Here is a 25,750-nt window from a genome sequence, read left to right as displayed (position 1 = left end):
CCAGCCTGCGGGGATTTTCAGCAGAAGCGGCGCAGCAGGGTGGTGGCCCGGTCCGGGTCGAACCGGGCCGGGTCGAAGGTGGACCCCGCCCAGTCGCGCAGCGTCGCGTGCCGCGGATCGATCGGCCCGATCGGGTCGTCCTCGTCGGCCAACGCGACCAGAAGGGCCTGGTAGCCCGACGGCCCGCCGACACCCTCCGGCGGACAGGCCCGCTCGCCGTCCAGGCAGACCGGGTACCGCTCGTCCGGGTCCGCGGTCAGCGCGTCCTCCACGACCAGGTCGTGCTCCCACCAGTCGCCGAAGTCGTAGGTGTAGGAGAACCGGCTGCCCTTGCCGAGCACCGAGTCCAACCGCGCGTCCAGCTCGTCGTGCAGCGCCAACTCCCCGTCCGGGTCGGGTTCGCCGTACTGCATCGCGTCGATCTCGAACGAGTGCAGGCGGCAGTCACGCCAACCCATCGCGTGCTGCACCACCCGGTGCAACCGGTCCAGCGTGTAGCCGGCCGGCACGAGCACCCGTCGCCACACCGGCGGGCGGACACCGGCGAGGGACATCTTCAGCTGGAAGATCTGACGCGGCATGCTGTCCTGTCCTCCCGCGGCTTAGGCTGCGAGCATGATCTGCCGAGCGTGCCGGGCCCGGCGACACGACCACTGCCCGGGCCGGAACTGGTGCGACTGCCAGCACCGTACCGCCGAACCGACCCCTCCCGTCACCGGTCCGGCCGGCGAATGAGCGTCGGAATTCCGATCCGACGGCTCTGGCCCGAGCCGTCGACGCAGCCCCTCGACGACGCCGCGCTGACCACGCTCTACGGCCGCGCGGACGAGCCGAGACTGCGGGTCAACTTCGTCACCAGCCTGGACGGCGCGGTCACCGTGGACGACTACTCCGCCGGGCTCTCCGGGCAGCCGGACAAACGGGTGTTCGGGCTGCTGCGGATGCTCTGCGACGCGCTGGTGGTGGCCGCCGGCACGCTGCGCCACGAGGGGTACCGCGCGGTCCGCCTCGACGAGCGCCGCCGCGCCTGGCGACGCGAGCACGGGCTGGCCGAGTACCCCACGCTCGTGGTCGTCTCCGGCTCGCTGGACCTGGATCCGACGCAGGCCGCCTTCGCCGACGCCCCGACCCGGCCGATCGTGCTCACCCACGCCGACGTCGAGCCGCCGCCCGGCCTGACCGACGTCGCCGACCTGCTGCGCAGCGGCACCGAGCGGGTCGACCTGGCCGCCGGTCTCGCCGAACTGCACCGACGCGGGCTGACCCAACTGCTCTGCGAGGGCGGCCCGCACCTGTTCGGCGCGCTCACCGATGCCGATCTGGTGGACGAGCTGTGCCTCACCGTCGCGCCGCTGCTGGCGGGTCCCGGACCGGGCCGGATCAGCGCGGGAGAACCCGCGCCGCCGCGCCAGCTCACCCTGCGGCACGTGCTCGCCGCCGAGGATGGTGTCCTCCTGCTGCGCCACGCCCGTCGGTAACCCGCCGTCGCCCGGTCGCACACCCACCGTCGTGAGTGTGACGGCGCAGGGTGTCGTCCGACGCGTCGCGTGGCGACCTGTCGTACTCCTCGGGCAGGATGCACGTCATGGTTCCCGACCGTGCTGACCGACCGACCCGAGTCGCCCGATGACCGACGCCGAGCTCGACAGCCCTGGCGAGGCGGTCGGGCGGGTGCTGGGCACCGCCGACGCCACCCCGTTGCAGTTCTGGACGGCCGTGGCGCCCGGCAGTTATCTCCAGCTCGACGACGTGGTGGTCACCCGGCGGGAGCTGCCGGACCGGGAGCCGGTGACGATCGCCGGGGTGGTCACCCAGGTCCGCGCGCGCCACGAGGGTGCCCAGTTCGACTCCGATGTGTTCGCCATCGCGGACGGCACGCTCCCCGCTCAGGTGCAGGAGGCGGCCGAGGTCACGACGACACGTGTCGATCCGGAGCTGTACGTGCCGCCGACCCCGGGCGCGGTGGTGTTCCGGGCCGAGGGCGACGCCCGGGCGCGCGCGCTGCACTTCGACCGGATGGAGCGGCGCATCCCGATGGGGATGGGTCGCGACGGCGTCCCGGTCTATCTCAACGCCGACTTCCTCGACGGCAGCCGCGGCGCGCACGTCTCGATCTCCGGCATCTCCGGGGTGGCCACCAAGACCAGCTTCGCGACCTTCCTGCTCTATTCGGTCTTCCGCTCCGGCGTGCTGGGCGGCGACGCGGTCAACGCCAAGGCGCTGATCTTCAACGTCAAGGGTGAGGACCTGCTCTTCCTGGACCACCCCAACTCCCGCCTCGACGATCCCACCCGCGCGGCGTACGCGAAGCTCGGGCTGAGCGCCGGCGCCTTCCCCGACGTGCGGGTGTACGCCCCGCCCCGGGTCGGTGACGCGGCGGGCACACCGGATGTGAGCAGCCGGCTCACCGGGGTGGACTCGTTCTACTGGACGTTGAGCGAGTTCTGCGCCGACCGCCTGCTGCCGTACGTCTTCGCGGACGCCGACGACGAGCGCCAGCAGTACACGATGGTGGTCCACTCGGTGACCGCGCACCTGGCCCGTTACGCCCAGCCGGCCGACGGCGGGGTGAGCATCGACGGGGTGCGGCTCGGCTCCTACGGTGACCTGGTCGACCACATCGTCGACCAGCTCAACGACGACGAGACCCGCTCCGACTGGGCGGGCAGCGCGGTCGGCCTGGGCACCGTCAACGCGTTCGCCCGGCGGTTGATCGGCAGCAAGAAGGACCTCGCCCGGCTGATCCGCGGCGATCTGGCCACCCGTCGCCCGCACTCGATCAACACGAGCGAGTCGGCGCAGGTGACGGTGGTCGACCTGCACAACCTTCCGGACCGGGCGCAGCGGTTCGTGGTGGGTGTGACGCTGAAGAGCGAGTTCGAGCGCAAGGAGAAGTCCGGCACCGCCAAGCCGCTGCTCTTCGTCGTCCTCGACGAGCTCAACAAGTACGCCCCCCGGGAGGGCTCCTCGCCGATCAAGGAGGTCCTGCTCGACATCGCCGAGCGGGGCCGCTCGCTCGGGGTGATCCTGATCGGCGCGCAGCAGACGGCGAGTGAGGTGGAGCGGCGCATCGTCACCAACTCGGCGATCCGGGTGGTCGGCCGACTCGACCCGGCCGAGGCCTCCCGCCCGGAGTACGGTTTCCTCCCGCCCGCGCAACGGCAGCGGGCGTTGCTGGCCAAGCCGGGCACGATGTTCGTCAACCAGCCGGACATTCCGGTGCCGCTGTGCCTGGAGTTCCCGTTCCCGGCCTGGGCGACCCGGGTCTCCGAGGCGGGCCGGGCACCATCGGAGACGCTGCGCTCGATCACCCAGTCCGCCGACCCGTTCGCCGTGGTGGGCTCGGGCGGCGGCAGCTCCGACGACGACATCCCGTTCTAGGCAGGGGCCAGCACAGCAATGAAGATCCTGCACACCTCCGACTGGCACGTGGGAAAGGTGCTCAAGGGGCAGTCCCGGGCCGACGAGCACAAGGCCGTGCTGGCCGGCGTGATCGACATCGCCCGTGCCGAGCAGCCGGATCTGGTGATCGTCGCCGGTGACCTCTACGACACCGCCGCGCCCAGCTCCGAGGCGACCCGGCTGGTCACCCGGGCGCTGACCGCGCTGCGGCGTACCGGCGCGGACGTGGTCGCGATCGGTGGCAACCACGACAACGGCCCCGCGCTGGACGCGCTGCGCCCATGGGCCGATGCCGCCGGCATCACGCTCCGCGGTGGGGTGCGGGAAGATCCCGACGAGCACGTGATCGACGGCACCACCGCCGGCGGTGAGCGGTGGCGGCTGGCCGCGCTGCCGTTCCTGTCCCAGCGGTACGCGGTCCGCGCCCTGGAGATGTACGACCTGACCGCCGCGGAGACCAACCAGACGTACGCCGACCACCTGGGCCGGGTGCTGGGGCGCCTGACCGAGAGTTTCACCGAACCGGACCGGGTCCACCTGGTCACCGCGCACCTCACGGTGACCGGCGCGGCCACCGGTGGCGGCGAACGCGACGCGCACACCGTGCTGGGCTACGCCGTTCCGGCCACGGTCTTCCCGGCCACCGCGCACTACGTGGCGCTGGGCCACCTGCACCGGGCGCAGCGGGTCGCGGGCCCCTGCCCGGTGCGGTACAGCGGCAGTCCGCTCGCTGTCGACTTCGGTGAGCAGGAAAACGTCCCCTCGGTGACGATCGTCGAGGTGACGGCCAGCACCGCCGCCCGGGTGCGGGAGGTGCCGGTGACGGCGGCGAGCGCGCTGCGCACGGTGCGAGGCACCCTGGCCCAGCTCGCCGAGATCGAGGCACCGGACGCCTGGCTACGGGTGTACGTGCGCGAGCAGCCCCGGGCCGGCCTGCGCGAGGAGGTGCAGGAGCTGCTCCCCCGGGCCCTGGAGATCCGGATCGACCCGGAGCTGTTGACCGCCCCGGGCAGCGGCGCGCGCATCGCCCAGCGTTCGGGGCGTTCGCCGCGGGAGTTGTTCGCCGACTACCTGGACAGCCGGGGCCACGCCGACGAGGGTGTCCGGGAGCTCTTCGACGAGCTTTTCGAGGAGGTCGAGCACTGATGCGTCCGATGCGGTTGGACATGGCCGGGTTCACGGTCTTCCGGGACGAGACGACAGTCGACTTCACCGACGCCGACTTCTTCGCCCTGATCGGCCCGACCGGTTCGGGCAAGTCGACGGTGCTGGACGCGATCTGCTTCGCCCTCTACGGCATGGTGCCCCGCTGGGGTGGCGCCCGGGGGTTGGCGAATGCGCTCGCGCCGTCGGCGACCGAGGCGCGGGTGCGGTTGGTCTTCGAGTCCGGCGGCGCCCGGTACGTGGCGACCCGGGTGGTTCGCCGGGACGGCCGGGGCAACGTGAAGACCGCGAACGCCGGGTTGCAGCTGATGCCGGCCGGCTTCGACGTGACCAAACTGGACACCGGGTTGAGCCCGGACGACCTCGGTGAGGTGGTGGCCGGCACCCCCGCCGAGATGGAGCAGGCGGTGCTGGAGGCGGTGGGGCTGCCGTACGAGCAGTTCACCAGCTGTGTGGTGCTGCCGCAGGGGCAGTTCGCGGACTTCCTGCACGCCAAGCCGGCGACCCGGCAGCAGATCCTGGTCAACCTGCTGGGCCTCGGGGTCTACGAGGACGTGCAGAAGAAGGCGACGGCCCGCGCCGGGCAGGCGGAGGCCCGACTGGAGGCGGTCGACCAGGTGCTCGCCGGGCTGACCGGCGTGGACGACGAGGCGTTGGCCGAGGCCGACGCGCGGGTCGACCGGATGGCCGAGCTGGCCGGCAAGGTGGCCGAGGCGGTGCCGGAGCTGGCGACGGCCCGGCTCACCGCCCGGGAGGCGGCGGCGGCGCTGACCGCCCTCGACGACGAGCTGACCGTCCTGACCGGGGTGCGCGCGCCGCGCGGGGTGGCCGAGGTGGCCCGCGCGGTCACCGCGGCGCGGGCCGACGCGGAGGCGGCGTCGACCGCTGTGTCGTTGGCCGAGGAGCGGGAGGAGAAGCTGCGCGGCGAGCTGGCCGGTGCCGGCGACGAGAGCGCGGTGCGGCTGCTGCTGCGGGCGTACGACGATCGGGACCGGCTGTCCGGCGAGGCCGACACGGTCCGCGCGGCGGTACGCGCGGCGAACGACGAGCACGTCACGGCGGTGGCGGCCCTGGCCGCCGCCCGCGTGGTCGCCGAGCGGGCCGACGCCGAGTTGGAGGCGGCCTTCCGGGCGCACGAGGAGGCGAAGGCCACCGACCTGGCGGTCAGCCTGCGGGTGCACCTGCACGCCGGCGCGGCCTGCCCGGTCTGCGAGCAGCAGGTGGAGCGGGTGCCGGCGGTGCCTGCCGACTCGGCGGTGGCGGCGGCGACGGCGGCGGGCAAGGCGGCGCGGGCCGCGACCAAGGCCGCGCAGGCGACCGTGCAGGAGCGGGACGCGGCGGCGCGGGACCTGGAGCGGCTGCTGGTGCAGGCGCGGGCCCGGCAGGAGCAGGTGGATGCCCGACTGGCCGAGTTGGACGGGCAGCTCGCCGGGGCGGCGGAGCCGGCGGTGTTGCGCCGGGAGTTGGCCGAGCACGCCCGGTTGCGGCGTGCGCTGGAGGACGCGGCGACCGCGGTGCGGGCCGGCCGCGAGACCGCGCGCCAGGCCCGGGCCGGGGTGGACGCCGCCGAGGAGCGGCTGCGGGCGGCGTGGCGGGCGTTCGACACGTCCCGCGACGGGTTGGCGCGGTTCGGCCCGCCGGTGACCGATCGGGACGACGTGGCCGTCGCGTGGGCGGCGCTGACCGGTTGGGCGGCGACCGAGGCGGACCGCCGCCGCGCCGATCGGGCGAGCCGGGCCGTCGCGGTCGCCGAGGCGGAGTCGGTGGCCGACGCGGTGCAGCGGCGCATCACCGGAATCTTCGCCGACGCCGACGTGCCGGTCGGTGACGACCCGGTGCACGCGGCGACAGTGGCGGTCGAGCGGGCCGACGCCGAACGGCGGCGGCTGCACGAGCGTCGCGAGCAGGCCGGCACGTTACGCGAGCAGCGGGCGGGGCACGAGCGGGAGGCGCAGGTGGCGCGCGCTCTCGCCGGGCACCTGCGGGCCAACAACTTCGAGCGGTGGTTGCTCGCCGAGGCGTTGGACCTGCTTGTCGACGGCGCGTCGGGGATCCTGCGGGAGCTGTCCTCCGGCCAGTACGAGCTGGTGCACGACAAGGGCGAGTTCGTGGTGGTCGACCACCACGACGCGGGTCTGCGCCGGGGGGTGCGAACCCTCTCCGGCGGCGAGACGTTCCAGGCGTCGCTGGCGTTGGCGTTGGCGCTCTCCGAGCAGCTGGCCGGGATGTCGACGACGGCGGCGAGCCTGGAGTCGATAGTCCTGGACGAGGGCTTCGGCACGCTCGACGCCGCGACCCTGGACACGGTCGCCGCCACGTTGGAGAACCTGGCCGCCCGGGGCGACCGGATGGTCGGCGTGGTCACCCACGTGCCGGCGCTGGCCGAACGCATCCCGGTCCGCTTCGAGGTGCGCAAGGATGCGCGTTCCGCGCGCGTGGAGCGGACGGGCCGGTGAGCGCGAGGAGCGACCCCGCGTTCTTCGTGGATTCGTGGGATCCGGCGTATGGCGCGTCGTTCGAGGCGTCGACCGCCGGACCGGCCGCGCCGAGCAGCGCGCAGGTCGACGCGGACGTGGAGCTGCCCGCGGTGGACTGGCGGGCGATCGGGGTACGCCCCCAGGTGCGGGCGCCCGACGTGGTGTTGCTCGTCGACGGGGTCCGCCGGATCGACGCGAGCATCTGGACGGCGGAGGCCGACGGCCTGTCGTTCCCCGGTCTGGCCGCCTCGTACGCGGCCGGGGTGGTCCGGTGTGACCTGGGTCGGGGTGCCGCGCAGTTGGCCGGTACCCGGGTGGGTCGGGGCCTGTTCACCGCGAGCCCGTCGGCGCAGGATGTGGTGGCGGGCTCGATCCGTTACCCGGTGCACCGGGTCGGTGGCACGGGTGAGCTGGCGAAGTTGCCGGCCGCCGTGCAGGGTCCGCTGACCGCGCTGGAGGTGGCGGTGTCCGACGCCGCCCGGGTCGACGGCGATCTGCTGGTGGTGGACGGCCCGTTGCGGAGTCGCCGGCAGCTGCCGCGCACGCTGGGCTACATCAAGACCCAGCACAGCCAGTATCTGGATGCCCGACTGACCGCGGTGGTGACCGGTCTGGCGTCGGGCGAGCGTTCTCCGGTGTTCCGGCTGGGCACCGCCTGGGGTGGCTGGTCGTGGTATCTGCGGTTGCCGGTGGCGATCGGCGCACCGTGGGCGGGCATCGTCCGGGTGGAGTGTTCGGCCGACCTGCCCGTCGAGGCGGCGATCGAGTTGGCCGACCTGTCGCTCGTCACCCTGCCCCGCTTCGCCTCCACCCCGTACAAGGACCCGCGGGCCCCACAGAACCTGATTCCGATCGCCGGGCTGGAGCGCCGGCTGCGTGCCCTGCTCGGCGATTCCCGGTTGCTGCACCGCGCGTTGACCGCCGCGGCCCGCGCGGCCCGTTGACCGCGGATACTGGTCAGGATGGGACGTAAACGGGCGGCTGACCGGGTGGTCGAGTCTGTCGACACGGGGCAGGCCGAGCTCGTGCCGGACCTGGACCGGCCCGGCTCGTGGACGCTGCTGCTGGACGGCGCGCCGCAGTCGCACGTCGACCTGACCGACCCGACGCACCTGGAATTCGAGTACGTGCGGCGGCTGGCGGCCGCGGTGGATCTGATCGCACCGGCGGGTGAGCCGCTGCGGGTGCTGCATCTGGGTGGCGGGGCACTGACCCTGCCCCGCTACGTGTCGGTCACCCGGCCCGGCTCCACCCAGCGCGTGGCCGAGGTGGACGGCGCGCTGGTGGAGCTGGTCCGCAGGGTGCTGCCGTGGCCGTCCGACGCCCGGCTGCGGGTCCGCGTGGAGGATGCGCGGGCCGTGTTGACCGCCACCCGGGACGCCAGTTACGACGTGGTGGTCGCCGACGTGTTCGCCGGTGCCCGCACCCCGGCTCATCTCACCTCGGTGGAGTACGCGGCCGAGGTGGCCCGGGTGCTCCGCCCGGCGGGCTGGTATCTGGCGAACCTGGCCGACGGCCCGCCGTTGCGGCACGCGCGTGGGCAGGTCGCCACGGTCCGCTCGGTGTTGCCGCAGGCCTGTCTGGTCGGGGACGCGGCGGTGTTGCGGGGCCGCCGGTACGGCAATCTGGTGCTGGTCGCCGGGCGGTCCACGCCCCCGGTGCCGGAGCTGACCCGGCGCGCCGCCGGCGACTGGTTCCCGGGACGGGTGGTGGCCGGCGACGAGTTGGACCGCTTCGCCAGCGGGGCGCCTGTGGTCCACGACGCCGACGCGACCGGCTCGGATCCGCCGCCACCGGGCCTGTTCTCCGTCCGTCGCTGACCGTCCACTCAACGACGGCGGGGAAAATTTTCGCCGTTCGTTGATCCGCTCGGGGTGCTGCTGCGTACCACCGGGCGGCCACGCTTCGTGGGCCGGCGATGGTTACGGACACCCCGGAGGTCTGCATGCACGCGGTGGCGGCCGGTTGGCATGGCGACGTGGTTGGCGCGGACTGGATGTCGGCGCGGTCCTCGTCACGGCCGACGTCGTCTGCCCGGGGGGTCGACGCGCACGCGCCGTCTCGCCAGAATGGTCCGGTGACGCCGCGACCGGCGCCCGGACGCCATCAGGCGACGACAACCGAGGCCAGCCATTCCGACCAGTTGATCCGTCAGCTCTACGCCGAGCACGCCGGTCCGTTGCTGATGTTCGTGATGCGTCTTACCGGGGGGGACCGGCAGCGTGCGGAGGACATCGTCCAGGAGACGCTGCTGCGGGCCTGGCGCAACGCGCACCGCCTGGGCACGCAGGGGCAGGGGTCGCTGCGGCCGTGGCTGGTCACGGTGGCCCGGCGGATCGCCATCGACGAACATCGCAGCCAGGAGGCTCGGCCGCCGGAGACGTACGACCGGGATCTCACGGCGTTCGCCGAGGCGGACAGCACCGACCGGGTGCTGCGGACCATGACGGTCGCGGACGCGCTGCGTACGCTCAGTCAGTCGCACCGGGAGATCCTGATCTCGACGTACTTCCGGGGGCGGACGGTGCCGGAGGCCGCCGAGGAGTTGGGGCTACCGCTCGGCACCGCCAAGTCGAGGGTCTACTACGCGCTGCGCGCGCTGCGCACGGCTCTGCAGGAGCGGGGGGTGACAGAATGAGCCGGCCGGACCACATGGACGTCGCGGCGTACGCGCTCGGTGTGCTCGACGAGCAGGACACGGAGCGGTTCGAGGAGCATCTCGCGACCTGCTGGGCGTGCGCGGCCGAGTTGGAGACGATGGTGCCGGTGGTCGGACTGCTCTCCGACATCGACGGCGAGACGATGATGGCGCTGGAGCAGACGGCTACCGACCCGGCGTTGCTGAACCGGACGCTGGGCGCGGTCCGGGCCGACCGTCGGCGTACCCGGTTTCGGCAGATGCTCGCGACGGCCGCCGCGGTGGTGGTCTTCGGCGGTCTGAGCGGGTACGGCTTCGTCAACGTGACCGACAGCGGATCGACTCCGGTCGCCGGTCCGACGCCGAGCGCACCGATCGACCCGCAGACCAGCGGGCCGACGGCCCCGCCGAGCGGCCCGGGTGTCGGCGGCACCGAGGAGGAGGGCGACCAGGTCGAGGCCACCGACCCGACGACAGGTGTGCAGACCACCATGTTCCTGGTGAAGCGGGAGTACGGGACGCGGATCAACTTCGTTCTGCGGAAGCTGCCCGGCCCCCGCATCTGCCGGTTGGTGGTGGTGCGCAAGAACGCCAGCACCGAGGTCGTTTCGAGCTGGTCCGTGCCGGATGGCGGTTACGGCACCAACACCCGACCGCAGGGTCTGGAGTTGAGTGCGTCGACGTCGGCTCCGGTGGATGACATCAAGCAACTTCAGGTGCAGTCGGTGGACGCCAATGGTGTGGCGAGTCCGCTGGTCACGCTACCGATGTAGTCTCGCGTACGGATCGGCGCCGGCCCTGGCGACAATGGCCGGCGCCGATCTGTCGTTGCCGGAGAGGTCTCGCATCAGGGGCGTACGCATTCGCGCTGGAATTGGTTCAATCAGTCCACGTGAAATTGACCACTGTTGTTACTTCAACCTTGACAGCCTGACTCCCGTACCTATGGGTGAACTGCCAAGAATGAGGAGGGCACGTGGCAAAGATGAAGCGGACCGTCATCGTCGCGAGCGCGATGGTCGCACTAACGGCCTGCGCTCCCGCAGGTTACGACGGGGCGAACTCGAGCGCGGCCGAGCCGGTCGCCGTCGCCGCGGCCGAGCCCAGCGCGTCGGTTGAAGCCGAGGCGTCAGCGTCCGCGGAGGCGCCGCCAGCCGACGCGCCGCCCGCGAACGTCAACCTGACCGAGAAACTGGTCGGCAAGAGCGTCGCCCGGATGGGCAAGGTGGTCACCGACCAGGACGGCTGGATCCTGTACCGCTTCGACAAGGACACCGCCGACCCGCCCTCGTCGAACTGCGTCGACAAGTGCGCCGAGGTGTGGCCGCCGGCGCTGACCGACGGCAACCCGCAGCTCAGCGGCGTGTCCGACGACAAGGTCAGCAGCGTGACCCGCCAGGACGGCACCCGCCAGCTCACCATCGCCGGCTGGCCGGTCTACCGCTACATCGGCGACAAGAAGCCCGGCCAGTGGAAGGGCCAGGCGGTTGGTGGCACCTGGTTCGTGGTCCAGCCGGACGGCAAGAAGAACCTCAGCTGCCTGCCCACCTCCACGCCGAAGCCGGTCGCGCCGCCCGCGGACAGCGGCACCAACGACGCCGGAGGCTCGGGCTACTCGTACTGATCAGGGACACCACGGGCACGACGGTGGCCGGTCGCAGCCGGGGAGGGCGCGACCGGCCACCGTCGTACCCGTGGGGGCCGGTGGTGGCCGTGACCACGCCGCGACCTGGCAAAGTAGTGGGGTGACCGACACCGAACCCGCCGCGACCCGGGTGCTGCGCCCGCCGGTCGGCTACCGGCTGGCGGCGTCGGTCCACGCGCTGACCTTCACGCCGTACGACCCGTGCGCGCGGTTTGTCGGCGGCACCTTCTGGTGGGCCACCCGCACCCCGGACGGGCCGGCCACCCTGGCGCTGCGGTCGTCCGCCGGTGACCTGCTCGCCGAGGGTTACGGGCCGGGCGCCGCGCACGTGGTGGCGCGGGCCGACGCGATCGCCGGGCTGCACGACGACCTGACCGGCTTCGCCGAGCTGGCCGGGGCGCACCCCCTGGTGGCCCGGCTGGCTCGGGAGCACCGGGGGCTGCGGATGCCCCGCACCGGGCAGGTCTTCCCCCGGCTGCTGCGCGTCGTCTTCGAGCAGAAGGTCACCGTCAAGGAGGCGTACCGGGCGTACGCGGCGACGGTGCGGCACTTCCGGGAGCCGGCGCCCGGCCCGTCGCCGTCGCTGCTGCTGCCGCCCGAGGCCGCCGCGGTGGCCGCCACCCCGTACTGGGTGTTCCACCCGTTCGGCGTGGAACAACGCCGGGCCGACACACTGCGCCGCGCCGCCGCGCTCGCCGACCGGCTGGAGCGCAGCGCCGACGCCGCCGACGCCACCCGTCGACTGACCGCCATCCCGGGCATCGGGCCGTGGACGGCCGCCGAGGTGGTGCGGGTCGCGTACGGGGACCCGGACGCGGTGAGCGTCGGCGACTACCACGTCCCGAACACGGTGGCCTGGGCGCTCGCCGGCGAGCCCAGAGGCGACGACGCCCGGATGTTGGCCCTGTTGGAGCCGTTCCGGGGGCACCGGGGCCGGGTCTGCCTGCTGCTGGGGGCCGCCGGCATCGGGGCGCCGAAGTACGGTCCGCGCGCCACGATCCGCTCGTTTGCCCGGTACTGAACGGTCACCGCCCGGCGCAGAGCCGGCGCAGGGTACGGCCGAGCCACCACGCGTACGCGTGCTGCACCGCACGGACCGCCGGGCCACCGGCACGGGTGAACCAGCGGCTCGGGCGGCTGAACGCGCGTACCTCGAACCAGACCGCGCCGTCGTGGTCGCGGCCGACCACGAACGCCTCCTCGCCCCGCTCCGGGTGCCCGGCCAGGGTGCCGTAGCCGAAGCCCGCGAGTGCCGGCGACTCCTCGCTCCAGATCACCCGACACGACCCCCAGATGCGGGCCGGGCCGACGCCCAGGCCGGAGCTGACCAGCACACCCTCGGTGGCCCGGGGGGCGTCGGTGCGGATCCGGACCCCGGCGGAGCGGTGCAACCGCCACGTCAGCACCGCCTCGGCCGCCGTCTCGAAGCAGCCGACCGGCAACGGATACCGGTGACGCAGGTGGTGGTACCCGCCGGGTAGCGGCCCGTGCCGGGTCGCCCCCACCTCCGGGTACGTCAGGTCCACTGCTCGCACCGGCGCTTGAGACCGTCGGCCTCCAGGCGCAGGTAGCGCCGGAGCAGGCCGCCGTACAGCCGGCCGATCAGGCCGGCCAGCGGCCCGGACTGGTCGATGGCCAACTCGACCCGGGTACGACCGTCGGGCAGCGGCAGCAGCCGGTGCTCCCCACGGGTCCGTACCCCGGGGGTGTCGGACACCCAGGTGAACTCCCGTCCCTCGGTCAGCTCGGTGACCCGCCACACCGCCGGCCGCAGCTTCGGCTGGGTCAACCGGGCGGTCGCGCCGACGGCGAGCGGCTCCGGTTCCCCCCGCTCGACCCGGGTCACCGAGGCCGTCCACTCCGGCCAGCGTTCCACGTCGACAAGCACCGCCCAGACCTGCTCGGCGTCGGCGACGATCTCCGCCGTGGCTTCGAACCGCATGACGTCCCCTCCCTGGGCGGTGCCGTCGCGCACCGCCCACGGGTGCGGACAAGGCCGCCGGGTGGATCGTGACACCCGCGCGCAACCCCGGCGGGATCAGGCGGCCTCGCGGAGGTCGGCCAGGCTCAGCGGAGTCCGCAGCCGCAGCAGTTCCTCCAGCTCAGGCACCGAACCGACCTCGCCGAGCACGTTCCGGCCGCCGCCGAACCGCTGCGGATAGCGGCGGGTCAGCCGGTAGCGGTAGCGGCCCCGGATCAGCTCGACGCTCACCCGCCACCGCCCGCAGCAGTCACAGACCCACTCGGACACCTCGCGAAAGTAGCTCTGACCTGCGAATATTCGATTCGCCCGGTCGGGACGAGCGGCGCGTGGGCGGACACGCCACCCCGGTGCCCACGGTGATCTGCCTCACGACTGTCGGTGCCGTCTGATTGACTGGTCGCCGTGGACCTGCCGATCAATCCTCCGGTCGAGCCGATGCTGGCCAAGAGTGTCGCCAAGCTTCCCACCGCCTCCGGGCTGACCTACGAGCCCAAGTGGGACGGGTTCCGGTGCATCGTGTTTCGCGACGGTGACGAGGTCGAGCTGGCCAGCCGGGGCGGCAAGTCGATGACCCGCTATTTCCCCGAGGTGGTCGACCAGGCCCGCCGGCAGTTGCCCGAGCGGTGCGCGGTCGACGGCGAGTTGATCGTCATCCGGCGCGACGGGCCGAGCGGCCAACCCCGGTTGGATTTCGAGCTGCTGGCCCAGCGCATCCACCCGGCCGCGTCCCGGGTAAAGCTGCTGGCCGAGACCACACCTGCCGATTTCGTCGCGTTCGACCTGCTGGCCATCGGCGACGAGGCGCTGCTCGACCAGCCGTACCCGCTCCGCCGCGAACGGTTGGTCGAGGCGCTGGCCGGAGTGCGCCCGCCGGTGCACGTCACCCAGGTCACCACCGATCCCGACACCGCCCGCCGTTGGTTCGACGTGTTCGAGGGCGCCGGGCTGGACGGGTTGATCGTCAAGCCTGCCGACCTGCCGTACGAGCCGGGCAAGCGGCTGATGTCCAAGGTCAAGCACGCCCGCACCGCGGACGCGGTGGTGGCCGGCTTCCGCTGGCACAAGTCCGGCCCGGTGGTGGGCTCGCTGCTGCTCGGTCTCTACGACGACGCCGGGGTCCTGCACCACGTGGGGGTGAGCGCGTCGTTCACCATGGCCCGTCGCGCCGAGTTGCTCGACGAGTTGGCCCCCTACCGGGACATCGGCGGCGAGCATCCGTGGGTGCACGGCGACCACGAGCGCGGCCAACGCATCCCGGGTGGGGTGAGCCGGTGGACCGGCACCAAGAACCTGGAGTGGGAGCCGGTCCGCCCGGAGCTGGTGGTCGAGGTGGGCTACGACGCCATGGAGGGCGAACGGTTCCGGCACACCGCCCGGTTCGTCCGCTGGCGCCCGGACCGCGACCCCCGGTCGTGCCGTTACGACCAGCTCGACCGGCCGATCCGCTTCGATGTGGACCAGGTGCTGCGCGGTGACCCGGCGGCCACCGTGGACCGTGCCGCCGATGGCTCGGCGTAGCCTGGCCGTCGACCCGACCCCGGAGGAGCACGTGATCCGCACCGCCCATCAGCTTCGGCTGGCGACCAGTCGCCGGGTCCGTCGCACACTGGCCGCCCTCGTCGTCACGGCGCTGCTCACCGCCGGTTGCACGCTGCCGGCGTTCGCGCCACGCACCGAGGTGGAGGGCGCGGCCGCGCCGACCGGCAGCGCGCCCACCTGGCGGCCCTGCCCGGACGTGCCCGACGACCTGGTCGGGCGCGGCGCACCCAACATGCGCTACGAGTGCGCCCGGATCGCGGTACCCCGAGACTGGGGCACCGGCGGCGGGGCGAGCACCGGCCCGGGTGCCGGGGAGACCTTCGAGATCGCCCTGCTGCGGGCCCGCTCCACCAAGCAGCGCGACCGGGTCGGCTCGCTCGTGGTCAACCCGGGCGGTCCGGGCGGCTCCGGCGTCGACACCGCCGTCTACCTGTCGTTCGGTCCCCAGTTCGGCGGGCTGCCCGCCTCGATCACCGAGCGCTTCGACATCGTCGGTTTCGACCCGCGCGGGGTCTCCCGGTCCAGCCCGGTGAAGTGCATCTCCGACGCCGACCTGGACGCCAGCTTCGGCTTCGACCCGGACCCGGCGAGCCAGTCGGAGTTCGACGGCTTCGTCGGCCTGAGCCAGCGCATCGGGCGCGGCTGCGGGGACCGGTACGGCGACCAGTTGCCGTTGTACGGCACCGAGCAGGCTGCCCGTGACATGGACGCGGTGCGCGCCGCCGTGGGTGACGACAAGCTCACCTACCTGGGCTACTCCTACGGCACCCTGCTCGGTGCCACCTACGCCCAGCTCTACCCGCAGCGGGTGCGGGCGCTGGTGCTCGACGGGGCCGTCGACCCGCAGCAGCGGCTGGTGGAGGGTTCGGAGAGCCAGGCTCGCGGCTTCGAGCGGGCCTTCACCAACTTCACCCGCTGGTGCGCGGCGAACGCCGGCCGTTGCCCGATCGCCCCGGACGCCCGGGCCGCGGTCACCACGGCCATCGACAAGGCCAAGGCCTCTCCGGTAGGCGGCGCCGGCGGGCGGGAAGCCACCGCCGGCTGGGTGTTCTACGCGGTCATCTCGTCGCTCTACACCGAATCCGGCTGGCAGGAGTTGGCCCAGGCGATCGACAAGCTGGCCAAGGGCGATCCGAAGGACGTGTTCCGGCTCGCCGACGCGTACGCCGGCCGGGGCGACGACGGGCGTTACTCGAACCTGTTCGACGCCAACCTGGCCATCAACTGCGCCGACGAGACGGAGAAGCCGAGCCGGGAGCAGATCCGGCAGTTGCAGTCCGAGTGGCGGGGGAAATATCCGCTGTTCGGGCCGGCGCTGGCGGTCGGCATGCTGAGCTGCGTCGAGTGGCCGGGCGGGCGTGACCCGTACCCGACCGGGAAGGCGAACGGCGCACCGCCGATCGTGGTGGTCGGCACCACCGGCGACCCGGCGACGCCCTACGAGCAGACCCCGCGGCTCGCCTCGATGCTGGGCGTCGGGCGGGTGCTGACCTGGGAGGGCGAGGGGCACACCGCGTACCCGCAGACGTCCTGCATCACCGACGCGGTCGACGCCTACCTGCTCGACCTGACGGTGCCACCGGAAGGGAAGCGCTGCCCGGCCCGGTGACCGGTTGGAATGGCGGCAACGCGGGCACCTCGATGCCCTGCCGGCTGGCCAGTTCCTCCAGCAACGCCCGCATCCGACGTACGTCGGCCTTGAGCTGCTCCTGCTCCTCGTGCTCGAAGGCGTTGTCGTCGACGATGAGCCGGCTCGCGAAGTGCGCGGTGATCAGCGGAATGACCAGCAGCACCATTGTCGAGATGAGCAGCGCGGCCAGCGTCCGGCCCGCCCAGGTGGTCGGCGAGATGTCGCCGTACCCGACGGTGGAGGCGGTCACCACCGCCCACCAGACGGCGTCGGCCGGGCTGCGCTGCTCGACCTCGCCGTAGATGATCCCGGCCACCACGATCATCAGTAGGTACGAGGTGATCAACGTGCGGGGCGAGTTGGCGAACCACACCAAAGCCCGGTAGATCCACCGGAACGGCAGCAGCAGGAGCTCCATGGCGCCCCATGCTGCCCGTTGCCCGCAAGCAGCGCCGGCCCATTCGCCGGTTTCGTTGTGCCAGGCTCATCGGCATGACCGACGTGATCTTCCGGGAGGCGGTCCGGGCTGACCTGCCCGGCGTCATCGCCCTGCTCGCCGACGACGTTCTGGGCAAGGCCCGCGACTTCACCGAGGTCGACGAGGCCTACGAGAGGGCGTTCGCGGCAATCGACGCGGACCCGCGCAACCAGCTGATCGTGGCGGAGCAGGCCGGCGACCTGGTCGGCTGCCTGCAGATCACCTACATCCCGGGCCTGGGTCGGCACGGCAGTGAGCGATCGCTCATCGAGTCGGTCCGGGTCCACTCGGACCGGCGCGGCCAGGGGCTGGGCCGGGACCTGATGACCTGGGCGGTCGACCAGGCCCGGCAGCGTGGCTGCGCGCTGGTGCAGCTCACCACCGACAAGACCCGCGCGGACGCGCACCGCTTCTACCTGGGCCTCGGCTTCGTGGCCAGTCACGAGGGCATGAAGCTCGCGCTCTGACCCGCCGTCACGCCCGCCCGGCGGGGCAACAGGGCTCGCCCGACCGGATTACGTTCGCTGTCATGAGCAGGACGCCGATTGCCAAGAGCGCCGCACCGTCGCGCCCGCCCTGGCGACTGATCGGCTCAGCTCTCTTGGTGGTCGGCGGCCTGCTGGTCGTCGTCGCGTTCTGGTTGCCCGCCTGGCGCAGCGTCTACCCGGGGCGGACCGATGTCACACCGGGCACCGAGGTGATCGGCTGGGCGCTGCCCTTCGCGGTGGTCGGCGCCGTGTTCGCGGTGCTGTCACTTGCCAACCCCGGTCCGTCCCGTTGGGTGTGGCGGCAGGCCAGCCTGGGCATGCTCGTCTCCAACGTGCTCGCCTGCGGCAGCCTCACCGGAGTGTTCTGGTATTTCGAGGCCAACGACCCCTACGTCGAGGACGATCTGCTCGGCACCGGCCCGGGCATCGGCACTCTGCTGGCCCTGCTGGGCTGTCTGCTGATCCCGCTCGCCGGCGCCCTCCCCAACGGCCGCAAGGACGCCGGCCGGGCCAACCCGACGACGGAGAAAGCGCTACGACCGCCGGGTCGCTGACCGAGTTCGCAGCCCACGGCCCACGGCCCGCGCTCCACGGCGCAGAGCCACAGCCGAGGGCGCAGCGGTCAGCCGTCGACCAGGCGGCCGTCGCGCAACATGAGCACCCGGTCGGCGAGGTCGATCAGGGCCGGGTCGTGCGTGGCCACCAGCGCCGTCATGCCGCGCGCGTGCACCACCGCGCGCAGCAGGTCCATGATGGACCGGCCCGTCTCCGAGTCGAGCTGACCGGTGGGCTCGTCGGCGATGAGCAGATCCGGCTCGTTGGCCAGGGCTCGGGCTACCGCGACCCGCTGTTGCTGCCCACCGGAGAGCTCGTACGGGCGCTGGGCCGCGTGTCCGCCCAGGCCGACCATCTCCAGCAGCACGGCGACCCGCTGCTCGCGCTCGGCGGCCGGCACCTGCGCCAGCCGCAACGGCACGCCCACGTTCTCGGCGGCGGAGAGGATCGGCACCAGCCCGAACGTCTGGAACACGAACCCGACGGTGCCCCGGCGCAGCCGCAAGAGTTCCGCCTCGCCGGCCGCGGTCACCTCGTGCCCGGCCACCACCACCTGACCGCTGTCCGGGCGGTCGAGACCGCCGATCAGGTTCAGCAGCGTGGTCTTGCCGGCCCCGGACCGGCCCCGGATGGCGACCAGCTCGCCCCGGTTGGCGCTGAACGAGACGTCCCGCACCGCGTGCACGGCGTGCTCGCCCCGACCGAAGGTGCGGCTCACACCGCTGACCCGGACCACCTCGACCGGTTGTCCGGCGGTTCCGCCGTCGAACCCGGCCGCACCGGTGACCACCATGTCCCGTTGACTCATGCCCGTGCTCCCCGCTCGTCCGCGGCCCGGTCGCCGGGCCGTACCTGCACGTGGTCCGGCTCCAGGTCGAGCCGGACCCGCTCCTTCAGCGCGAGCGCGTCGACGAATGCGGCAGGCAGCTGCATCCGGCCGTTGCGGTCCAGCACCGCGTACTCCTCGCTGACCAGCTCGGTGTTGCCGTCCGCGTCGGTCCGGGCGGTTCGGCGTACCTCCGAGGCGGTCCGGCCGTCGCGGATCGCGACGGTCCGGCGGACCTGCGTGGCCACGGCGTGGTCGTGGGTCACGACCACGATTGTCACGCCCAGCTCGGCGTTGATGGTGCGCAGCGCCGCGAAGACCTCGGCGCCGGTCGCCTCGTCCAACTCGCCGGTCGGCTCGTCGGCGAAGAGCACCTCCGGGTCGTTGGCCACCGCCACCGCCACCGCGACCCGCTGCTGTTCGCCGCCGCTGAGCTGCCCCGGCCGGCGGTCCGCGCAGTAACCCACGCCGACCATGTCGAGCAGCTCCCGGGCCCGTTCCCGGCGGGCCCGGCCGCCGCGTTTGCCGGCCAACTGCATCGGCAGCTCGACGTTCTCCACAGCGGTGAGGTACGGCAGCAGGTTGCGGCCGGTCTGCTGCCAGACGAAGCCGACCAGTTCCCGCCGGTAGCTCAGCCGACGCTTGGTGGACAGCGTGAGCAGGTCGTAGTCGGCCACCCGGGCGATGCCGGCGGTGGGCGTGTCCAGGCCGGAGAGGATGTTGAGCAGGGTCGACTTGCCCGAGCCGGACGCGCCGACGATCGCCACCAGCTCCCCCCGGTCGATGACCAGGTCGAGTCCCTGCAGGGCGACCACCTCCACCCCCTCGGTCTTGAAGATGCGCACCAGGCCGTCGCAGACGATGTGTCCGCGCAGTCGGTCCTGCCCGCCGGCCCGCTCGGCGGCGCGTTGCGCTGCCCGCTGTTGCAGGGAGGCCAGGTCGGGCACCAGTGAAGTCTGGGCGGTAGCGGTCATCTCAGCTCTCCTCTCCGAGCCGAAGCACCTCACCGAGGCGCAACCGGCGGTTGTTCAGGGCCTCGACGGCGACCGCGAAGCCGAGGGCGACCACCCCGAGCGCGAGCACCGCCGCCACCAGGCCGGGCTCGAAGGCCACCCGGACCGGCATGCCACTGGTGAACGCGGACAGGCCGAGCACCGGGTTGAGCAGCAGGGGCAGCACCGCACCGACGAGCGCGCCGGTCAGCACCGACACCCCGACCAGCGGGGCCAGCTCGACCAGCAGCAGCCCGCGCCACTGCCGGCGGGACAGGCCGAGGGTACGCAGCCGGGACAGCACCTGGCCGCGGGCCCGCGCGCCGGCCAGCACGATGAACGCGATGGCCAGCAGCCCGAGCACCGAGCCACCGACGGCACCGGCGACGAACCCGAAGGCCAGTACGCCGTTCGCGCCGCCCGCGCCGAGATCCCGGCGGACGTCGGCCCGGGTGTCGACGACGACCCCGAGTGGGCGTTGCCCCCCGGTGACGGCCCCCTGCTGCTGGTACCGCAACTGTCCCTCGTCACCGGCGCGGCGCAGCGCCTCGACGTCCAGCCGATCGCCGGCGACCAGCAGGCTGGTGGCCACGGGCGAGGTGGGGCGCGCCGGGAGCGCCTGCCAGGGCAGGATGACGAACCGGTCGGTGTTCGCCGACAGCAGGGGGAAACTGTCCTCGCTGCCGGCCACCCGGAACTCGTACCGCTGGTTCTGCACCGAGATGAAGGCGGAGCGGTCCAGTCCGGCCTTGGTCAGGTCGGCGGCGACCGCCGGCGAGACGATCGCCGGCACCGGCCCCGATTCGGGCCGGGCGGTGCGCAACGCCGCCGGTAGCGGCAGATCCACGGCCGACTGCTTGGCCACCTCGGCCAACCGTGAGCCGTCGATCAGCAGCACGGCGGTGTCCTCGAGCCGCGGGTCGGTGCCGAGTTCGTCGGCTGCCAGCCGCTCGTCGGACGCGAACAGCACTCCGGTGGCGGCCCGGACCCCCGGCAGGCGACCCAGCTCGTCGATCGTGTCGGGAGCGAAGCGTTCACCTCGGATCACCGCGTCGGCGGGCACGATCCGTTCGGCGGCCCGGTCCCGGCTCGCGTCGACGCCCGCGGCGACGACCGCGCAGAACGCCGCGGTGCCGATCGCGAGCACCACGACAACCAGCGGGGCGGCGACGGACGACCGGCCGGCCCGCGCCGTGCCGAGGAAGGCGACGCTGCCCCTTCTCCGCGCGGCAAGCCGGCTGACCAGCAACAACGGCCAGGGGTACGCCCGCAGCGCGAGTACCGCCGCGGCGATCGCGAGCAGCACCGGCACCGACACCAGCAGCGGGTCCACCTCACCGAGGGTGAGGCCGCGCCGACGCAGCAGCACCGCGGCGAGCACGGCGAGCAGCAGCACGGAAACCTCGACGGTGAGCCGGCGGGTCGACGGGCGCATCCGGACCAGGTCTCGGCGCGACGCCCCGCCGGTCGGCACGGCCAGCGTGGCCAGCGGCAGGGCCAGGGTGACCAGCACGGTCGCGGCGATCGCGTACGGGGTGCTCGGGTCCGGGGCGCCCGGGAACAGGGTGCCCAGCCACCAGCCGAGCGCGGCGGCGACCGGCACCACCAGCAGTGACTCGGCGAGGCTGCGTCGGGCGCCGGCCGTGCTCCCACCGCCACGCGCCCGGATCAGCACGAACTCCGCCCGACGCCGCCGGGTGGCGAGGGTCGCCGCGAGGACGATCAGCCCGGCCAGCGTGGCCAGTACGCCGGCCGCGATCACCGCCAGCAGGGTCCGGGCGGCGTTGACCTGGGCGGCGAACGCGCGCAACGGGATGTCGATTCCCTGGGCCAGCGAGAGGTCGGCAGGCCTACGCAGCTGCGTCTCCTGGAGGCCGTCGATCAGCTGGTCCAGCTGCCGCGTATCGATCTTGTCGGCGCCCAGCCGGTACCGCCAGTTCGACCGGATCGGCCACCCCTCCGCGGCCCGCTTGTCGAGGGTCGACTGGGCGACGACCCCGGAGGCGATGAACGGCTGAGCGTCCCCTTCCGGTGGGATGATCTGGAGCATCGATGGCAGCCCGTCCCAGATGCCGCTCGTACGGTCGACGGGGCGGTACAGCCCGACCACGGTCAGCGGGACGGCGTCGTGGAGACGCTTCTGCTCATCGACCCGGCCGATGCGCAGTTGGCTTCCGGTGCGCAGGTTGAGTTTGCCGGCCACGTCGGCGTCGAGCGCCACCTCGATCGGCCGGTCGGGAAGGTACGTCTCGCTCGGCCACGCCCCCTCGACGAGGGTGCTGGCGTCCTGGACGCCGGGCATGCCGCGCAGACCCAGGTCGACGAGCAGGTCGCGGGCCTTGAGGTCCGGGCCGACCACGCGGGCCGGTTGCGCGTCCACGTTGTACCACCGCTCGGACACCGCCGAGCGCACCTGCGGCGGCAGGCCCGCGGCCAGCGCGTCGAACCGCTCGCGGCCGTAGGCCATCGCCGGCTTCAGGGCGGGGGCGGTCACCACGGCGGTGCTGTACGAGAGGTCCCGCCGGGCCGGCAGCTCACTGTTCAACTGCGCCCGGAGCCCCTCTTCGGCGAGCTGGTTGACCAGCCGGGGCACGCCGCTGATCAGCAGCGTGACCACCAGGGTCAGCACCGCCAGCAGGAGGAACTGCCCGCCGTACACCCGGACCCGCCGGGCCACCGCGCCGACGCTCATCGTTCTCCCCCGATTCGCAGCTGTACCGCCGCCACCCGCTGCCGGATGCCGGAGGCGATGAACGCGCTGAAGGCGAGCGCCGCCAGCAGCAGACCGACCGCGGTCAGACCGATCGGCACCCAGGGCAGCGCGAACGTCGCCGGGGGGATCGGCCGACCGGCGGCCGGGGTGAGGATGACGAGCGGGGCCATGGTGGCTCCGACCACGGCGCCGAGCAGCAGACCGACCCCCACGCCGATGCCGGCGAGGAACGCCTGTTCGGCTAGCAGCGCCCGAGCCAGCAGTCGGGGCGTGGCGCCGAGGGTGTGCAGGACCGCGAACTCACTGAGTCGGCGTCGGGCGGTCGCCCAGACGTCCACCATCAGGCCGACGATGGCGAGCAGCACCGCGCCGAGCGCCGCGGCGAGCATCCCGGTCCGCGAACCCTGCCAGTACGGGTCGTCGGCCGCGGCCGTGATCACCGCTTCCCGGTTGAGGACGGTGACTCCCGGCAGCTCCTCGGCCGCCCCGGCGGCGGCCATCGCGTCGGTGGCGCCGATCCACCACTCCGGTGTCGGGCGGATCGTCCCGCCGGATCCGACAAGCGCGTCGACCGCCGCCGGCAGGTCGAGCAGTACGCCCTCGCCGGTGGTCGTCGGCACGGCTTCCAGTTCACCGACCAGGTGGACCCGCAGCGTCACCCCGGAGAGCGCCAGCTCGACGGTGTCGCCGAGGTGAAGGCTCAGCGCCTCGCGTACCCGGGGGGTCATCAGCACCGGGACGCCGGCGACCGGCGCGCTCGCCGCTCCCGGCACGACGACGAACTGGCCCTCCGGCCGGTCCGGCCGTCCCTCCTCGGCGATCAGCCGGATGGGACGGTTGGCGACGAACCCGGCGCCGCTCGACTCCACCGGCGCGCGCGGCCCACCGGGCCAGGTCACCGTCCAGTCACCGGTCAGCTCCGCCGGCCGGGTCGCACCGCCACCATCGACGAACGCCAACCCCTGCACCTGGAACGGGTACGACATGCCGGCCGCGTACCCGGCGTCGGCCTCGAAGCCGGCCAGCCGCAGCCGCGCCTCGCCCACGTCCGGAAGCGTGACCGTGAACCGCGTGGCCTCCCCGGTGCTCGGTGCCTCGACCGCCGGCAGCCGGAAGGCGAGGCCGTCGGTGGTGGTGAACAGCAGCGTCACCGCGATCCGGTGCGGCTCGATGGGTTCGTCGACAGGCTCGGTGGGTTGTTCGAGAGGCGTACGGACGGTTCCGGTGACCGCCCGGGTGCCCTCCGGCAGCTCGACTCCCCCGCTGGCACCGCGCGCCTGGATCATGCGCCGGTACTGCTCCGACACCGGATCATCGCTGAGACGGTCGGGGAGTCGGACGACCCCGGGGGCGCTGGCCGGGTCGATACCGACGACGGTCACCGGCAGGTCCGCCCGCCCGACCCGGATGTCGTCCCGCCACGCCGGCAACACCCGGTGGACGCCCGGCAGCGCGGCGAGTTCACCGGCCCGGGTGAGGGGGGCGGCCCCGGCTCGTTCGGTGACCCGCAGGTCGGCGCCGACCGTGTGCCCGGCCTGCTCGACCTGGGACCGCTCCCCCGTGCTGATCAGGGACCAGGCCAGGGTGCTGCCACCGACGGCGAGGGCGAGCAGCAGCACCGGGCCGGCGTGCGGACGGCGACCGGCCTGCCACATGCCGAACATGGTGGCCGTCCAGGGCCGCCGGTCGACGAACCGCTCGGCGAACCGGGTGACTGGCGGCAGCACCCGCAGCGCCAGCACGGCACCCGCCAGCACCCCGAGTGTCGGGGCGGCGATCAGCAGCGGGTCGAGACCGAGCCGGCCGCCCGAGCCGGCCAGCGGCGAGGCGTACCGGCGCAGCTGCACCCAGGCGAGCACGGCGAGCGCCACGAGCACCAGGTCGACGCTGGCCCGCTGGACGCTCGCCGCCCGGTTCGGGCGGGAGCGGGCGGCCATGTCGGCCACGTACGTGCCGGCGCCGCGCAGCGTCGGGGCGACCATGACCACCAGGCAGCCGGCGGCCGTGGCGGCGGCGGCCGCCCAGACCAGGACGGTGCTGCCGCCGGCGCTGGACAGTTGCTCGGCACCGCCGGGTCGGACGAATCGCAGCGCCACACCGGCGATCACCGGCGCGAGCAGGACCGCGGGGGCGACCACCAGGGTCGCCTCGCGGGCGGCCAGGCCGGCCAACTGTCGGCGGGCGGCGCCGCGAGCACGCAGCAGTGCGGTCTGCGCGCGACGGTCCTCGTGCAGGAGCGCGGCGACGAGCACCAGCGCGTACCCGCCGAGCACCAGGATGAGCAGCAGCGGGGTGGCCAGCGCGGAACGGCCGACCAGGTCGGCGCGGCCCATCCGGTCCAGCAGCTGGGGCATCTCGGTCACCGCCTGGCCGGAGCTGCCCAGTTGGGCGGCTTCGGGCACCGCCGCGGACGCCTCGGTGAGGGCCTTCCGCACGGCGGGCAGGTCGGCCGCGTCGACGCCGGCGAGATCCGGTTCGACGAGCCAGGACGCCGACACCGAGCCGGGGAAGATGGCCGCGAAGTCAGCCGGGTCGAGGACGAACGGCCCGTACGACGTGCCGGAGCCCGCGCTGCCCGTCCCCACCCCGGGGGCCAACAGCCAGTACGCGTCCGCCGGGTCGCGGGGCCGCCAGGTGCCGGCGAGCACCAGCTCACTGCGCCGTTCGGTGGCCCGGTCGCGGACCGGGATGCGTTGACCGACGCTGAGGCCCAGCGCACCCGCGGCCCGCTCCGGGAGGCTCACCTGGGTCGGGTTCGCCCCTGGGCGTGGCCAGGTTCCGCTGGTCAGCTCCGCGTGCGCGGCGAGGTCGTCGAGGGTGGCCAGGTTGGCGAAGACGGGCTCGTCGCCGGTACGGGGCACGGATCCGAGCGAGCCGGTCAGCTCCCGTCCGGTGCCGAACCGGGCGACCGAGACGCCGACCGGGACGCCGGCCAGCCCGTCGGCGAGCTCGGCGCGGACCGCCCCGTCGCGGGTGGCGAACTCGGCCGCGTCGCGCCCGCCCGACCCGGTGACCAGGAGGCCGCGTTCCTCGGCCGGCGAGGCGGCCACCAGCGCCCGCTGCCCGGCGTCCACCGCCCGACGGTTGTAGTCGGACAGCCCGGTGACCAACGCGACGGCGACCAGGGCCGCGATCACCGCGGCGACCAGCAACCCTCGCGCCTCTCGGGCACGCCTCCACACCAGCTTCATCCGACGCCTCCCCTGGCCCTGACGGGCC

General features: G+C 73.4%; 23 protein-coding genes. 14 read left to right on the top strand and 9 right to left on the bottom strand.

Going from position 1 to position 25,750, the window contains the following annotated elements; translation table 11 throughout:
* Positions 1-17: 17 nt before the first annotated feature.
* Positions 18-581: a plasmid pRiA4b ORF-3 family protein gene (locus tag AB0A90_RS16440; protein WP_357247789.1), complete on the bottom strand. Its 564-nt coding sequence runs from the start codon at positions 579-581 to the stop codon at positions 18-20.
* A gap of 150 nt (positions 582-731) precedes the next feature.
* On the opposite strand from AB0A90_RS16440, the gene AB0A90_RS16435 reads away from it, so the two are divergent.
* The 10 genes from AB0A90_RS16435 to AB0A90_RS16390 all read left to right on the top strand — a co-directional run bounded on the left by AB0A90_RS16435 (position 732) and on the right by AB0A90_RS16390 (position 12,347).
* A complete protein-coding gene (locus tag AB0A90_RS16435; RefSeq protein WP_357247787.1) occupies positions 732-1,478 on the top strand; it encodes a pyrimidine reductase family protein in 747 nt (248 codons plus the stop codon).
* Between the two features lie 148 nt (positions 1,479-1,626).
* On the top strand, positions 1,627-3,381 hold the full coding sequence (locus AB0A90_RS16430; RefSeq protein ID WP_357247784.1) for an ATP-binding protein: 1,755 nt from the start codon (positions 1,627-1,629) through the stop codon (positions 3,379-3,381).
* A gap of 18 nt (positions 3,382-3,399) precedes the next feature.
* Positions 3,400-4,548, top strand: coding sequence for an exonuclease SbcCD subunit D (locus tag AB0A90_RS16425; protein WP_357247781.1), 1,149 nt, complete (start codon positions 3,400-3,402; stop codon positions 4,546-4,548).
* Positions 4,548-7,022, top strand: coding sequence for an SMC family ATPase (locus AB0A90_RS16420; protein ID WP_357247779.1), 2,475 nt, complete (start codon positions 4,548-4,550; stop codon positions 7,020-7,022). The genes AB0A90_RS16425 and AB0A90_RS16420 overlap by 1 nt, the downstream gene beginning before the upstream one ends.
* Positions 7,019-7,987 carry a hypothetical protein gene (locus AB0A90_RS16415; RefSeq protein WP_357247776.1) on the top strand — a complete coding sequence of 323 codons (969 nt, stop codon included), beginning with the start codon at positions 7,019-7,021 and terminating at the stop codon, positions 7,985-7,987. Before AB0A90_RS16420 ends, AB0A90_RS16415 begins: the two co-directional genes overlap by 4 nt.
* A gap of 18 nt (positions 7,988-8,005) precedes the next feature.
* The gene (locus AB0A90_RS16410; RefSeq protein WP_357247773.1) at positions 8,006-8,863 is read left to right on the top strand and encodes a fused MFS/spermidine synthase; all 858 of its coding nucleotides are present in this window, start codon (positions 8,006-8,008) and stop codon (positions 8,861-8,863) included.
* 125 nt (positions 8,864-8,988) lie between these two features.
* On the top strand, positions 8,989-9,681 hold the full coding sequence (locus AB0A90_RS16405) for a sigma-70 family RNA polymerase sigma factor (protein ID WP_357248063.1): 693 nt from the start codon (positions 8,989-8,991) through the stop codon (positions 9,679-9,681).
* Positions 9,678-10,454, top strand: coding sequence for a zf-HC2 domain-containing protein (locus AB0A90_RS16400; protein ID WP_357247770.1), 777 nt, complete (start codon positions 9,678-9,680; stop codon positions 10,452-10,454). Before AB0A90_RS16405 ends, AB0A90_RS16400 begins: the two co-directional genes overlap by 4 nt.
* Before the next feature lie 203 nt (positions 10,455-10,657).
* Positions 10,658-11,305, top strand: a complete 648-nt coding sequence (locus AB0A90_RS16395) for a hypothetical protein (RefSeq protein ID WP_357247767.1) — start codon at positions 10,658-10,660, stop codon at positions 11,303-11,305.
* 121 nt (positions 11,306-11,426) lie between these two features.
* Positions 11,427-12,347: a DNA-3-methyladenine glycosylase 2 family protein gene (locus tag AB0A90_RS16390; protein ID WP_357247764.1), complete on the top strand. Its 921-nt coding sequence runs from the start codon at positions 11,427-11,429 to the stop codon at positions 12,345-12,347.
* A gap of 4 nt (positions 12,348-12,351) precedes the next feature.
* On the opposite strand, the gene AB0A90_RS16385 is transcribed toward AB0A90_RS16390, so the two are convergent.
* From AB0A90_RS16385 to AB0A90_RS16375, 3 genes are all read right to left on the bottom strand, one after another.
* Entirely contained in the window at positions 12,352-12,852 is a 501-nt protein-coding gene (locus AB0A90_RS16385) for a DUF1990 domain-containing protein (RefSeq protein WP_357247761.1), read from the bottom strand.
* Positions 12,843-13,268 carry an SRPBCC family protein gene (locus AB0A90_RS16380; protein WP_357247758.1) on the bottom strand — a complete coding sequence of 142 codons (426 nt, stop codon included), beginning with the start codon at positions 13,266-13,268 and terminating at the stop codon, positions 12,843-12,845. The genes AB0A90_RS16385 and AB0A90_RS16380 overlap by 10 nt, the downstream gene beginning before the upstream one ends.
* 96 nt (positions 13,269-13,364) lie before the next feature.
* A complete protein-coding gene (locus tag AB0A90_RS16375; protein WP_355029384.1) occupies positions 13,365-13,577 on the bottom strand; it encodes a hypothetical protein in 213 nt (70 codons plus the stop codon).
* A 135-nt stretch (positions 13,578-13,712) separates the two neighbouring features.
* Between AB0A90_RS16375 and AB0A90_RS16370 the strand changes: the two genes are divergently transcribed.
* Together AB0A90_RS16370 and AB0A90_RS16365 are read left to right on the top strand one after the other, a co-directional pair.
* On the top strand, positions 13,713-14,828 hold the full coding sequence (locus AB0A90_RS16370) for an ATP-dependent DNA ligase (RefSeq protein WP_357247755.1): 1,116 nt from the start codon (positions 13,713-13,715) through the stop codon (positions 14,826-14,828).
* Positions 14,815-16,458: an alpha/beta hydrolase gene (locus AB0A90_RS16365; protein WP_357247752.1), complete on the top strand. Its 1,644-nt coding sequence runs from the start codon at positions 14,815-14,817 to the stop codon at positions 16,456-16,458. The genes AB0A90_RS16370 and AB0A90_RS16365 overlap by 14 nt, the downstream gene beginning before the upstream one ends.
* Here the strand turns inward: AB0A90_RS16365 and AB0A90_RS16360 are convergent.
* A complete protein-coding gene (locus AB0A90_RS16360; RefSeq protein ID WP_357247749.1) occupies positions 16,385-16,897 on the bottom strand; it encodes a potassium channel family protein in 513 nt (170 codons plus the stop codon). The genes AB0A90_RS16365 and AB0A90_RS16360 overlap by 74 nt on opposite strands.
* A gap of 74 nt (positions 16,898-16,971) precedes the next feature.
* Between AB0A90_RS16360 and AB0A90_RS16355 the strand changes: the two genes are divergently transcribed.
* Positions 16,972-17,424, top strand: a complete 453-nt coding sequence (locus AB0A90_RS16355) for a GNAT family N-acetyltransferase (RefSeq protein WP_357247745.1) — start codon at positions 16,972-16,974, stop codon at positions 17,422-17,424.
* Between the two features lie 62 nt (positions 17,425-17,486).
* A complete protein-coding gene (locus AB0A90_RS16350; protein ID WP_357247742.1) occupies positions 17,487-17,999 on the top strand; it encodes a hypothetical protein in 513 nt (170 codons plus the stop codon).
* A 68-nt stretch (positions 18,000-18,067) separates the two neighbouring features.
* On the opposite strand, the gene AB0A90_RS16345 is transcribed toward AB0A90_RS16350, so the two are convergent.
* The 4 genes from AB0A90_RS16345 to AB0A90_RS16330 are packed head-to-tail and all read right to left on the bottom strand — an operon-like array spanning position 18,068 to position 25,722.
* Positions 18,068-18,793 carry an ABC transporter ATP-binding protein gene (locus AB0A90_RS16345; RefSeq protein ID WP_357248060.1) on the bottom strand — a complete coding sequence of 242 codons (726 nt, stop codon included), beginning with the start codon at positions 18,791-18,793 and terminating at the stop codon, positions 18,068-18,070.
* An 11-nt stretch (positions 18,794-18,804) separates the two neighbouring features.
* Positions 18,805-19,800 carry an ABC transporter ATP-binding protein gene (locus AB0A90_RS16340; protein ID WP_357247739.1) on the bottom strand — a complete coding sequence of 332 codons (996 nt, stop codon included), beginning with the start codon at positions 19,798-19,800 and terminating at the stop codon, positions 18,805-18,807.
* Position 19,801: 1 nt separating this feature from the next.
* Complete coding sequence (locus tag AB0A90_RS16335; protein WP_357247736.1) at positions 19,802-22,510, bottom strand: FtsX-like permease family protein; 2,709 nt, start codon at positions 22,508-22,510, stop codon at positions 19,802-19,804.
* Positions 22,507-25,722: an ABC transporter permease gene (locus tag AB0A90_RS16330; RefSeq protein ID WP_357247734.1), complete on the bottom strand. Its 3,216-nt coding sequence runs from the start codon at positions 25,720-25,722 to the stop codon at positions 22,507-22,509. The genes AB0A90_RS16335 and AB0A90_RS16330 overlap by 4 nt, the downstream gene beginning before the upstream one ends.
* Positions 25,723-25,750 lie beyond the last annotated feature (28 nt).

Origin of the sequence: Micromonospora sp. NPDC049204 (assembly GCF_040647935.1) — a bacterium.
GTDB lineage: Bacteria > Actinomycetota > Actinomycetes > Mycobacteriales > Micromonosporaceae > Micromonospora.
This window is presented reverse-complemented; position numbering and strand designations above follow the sequence as displayed.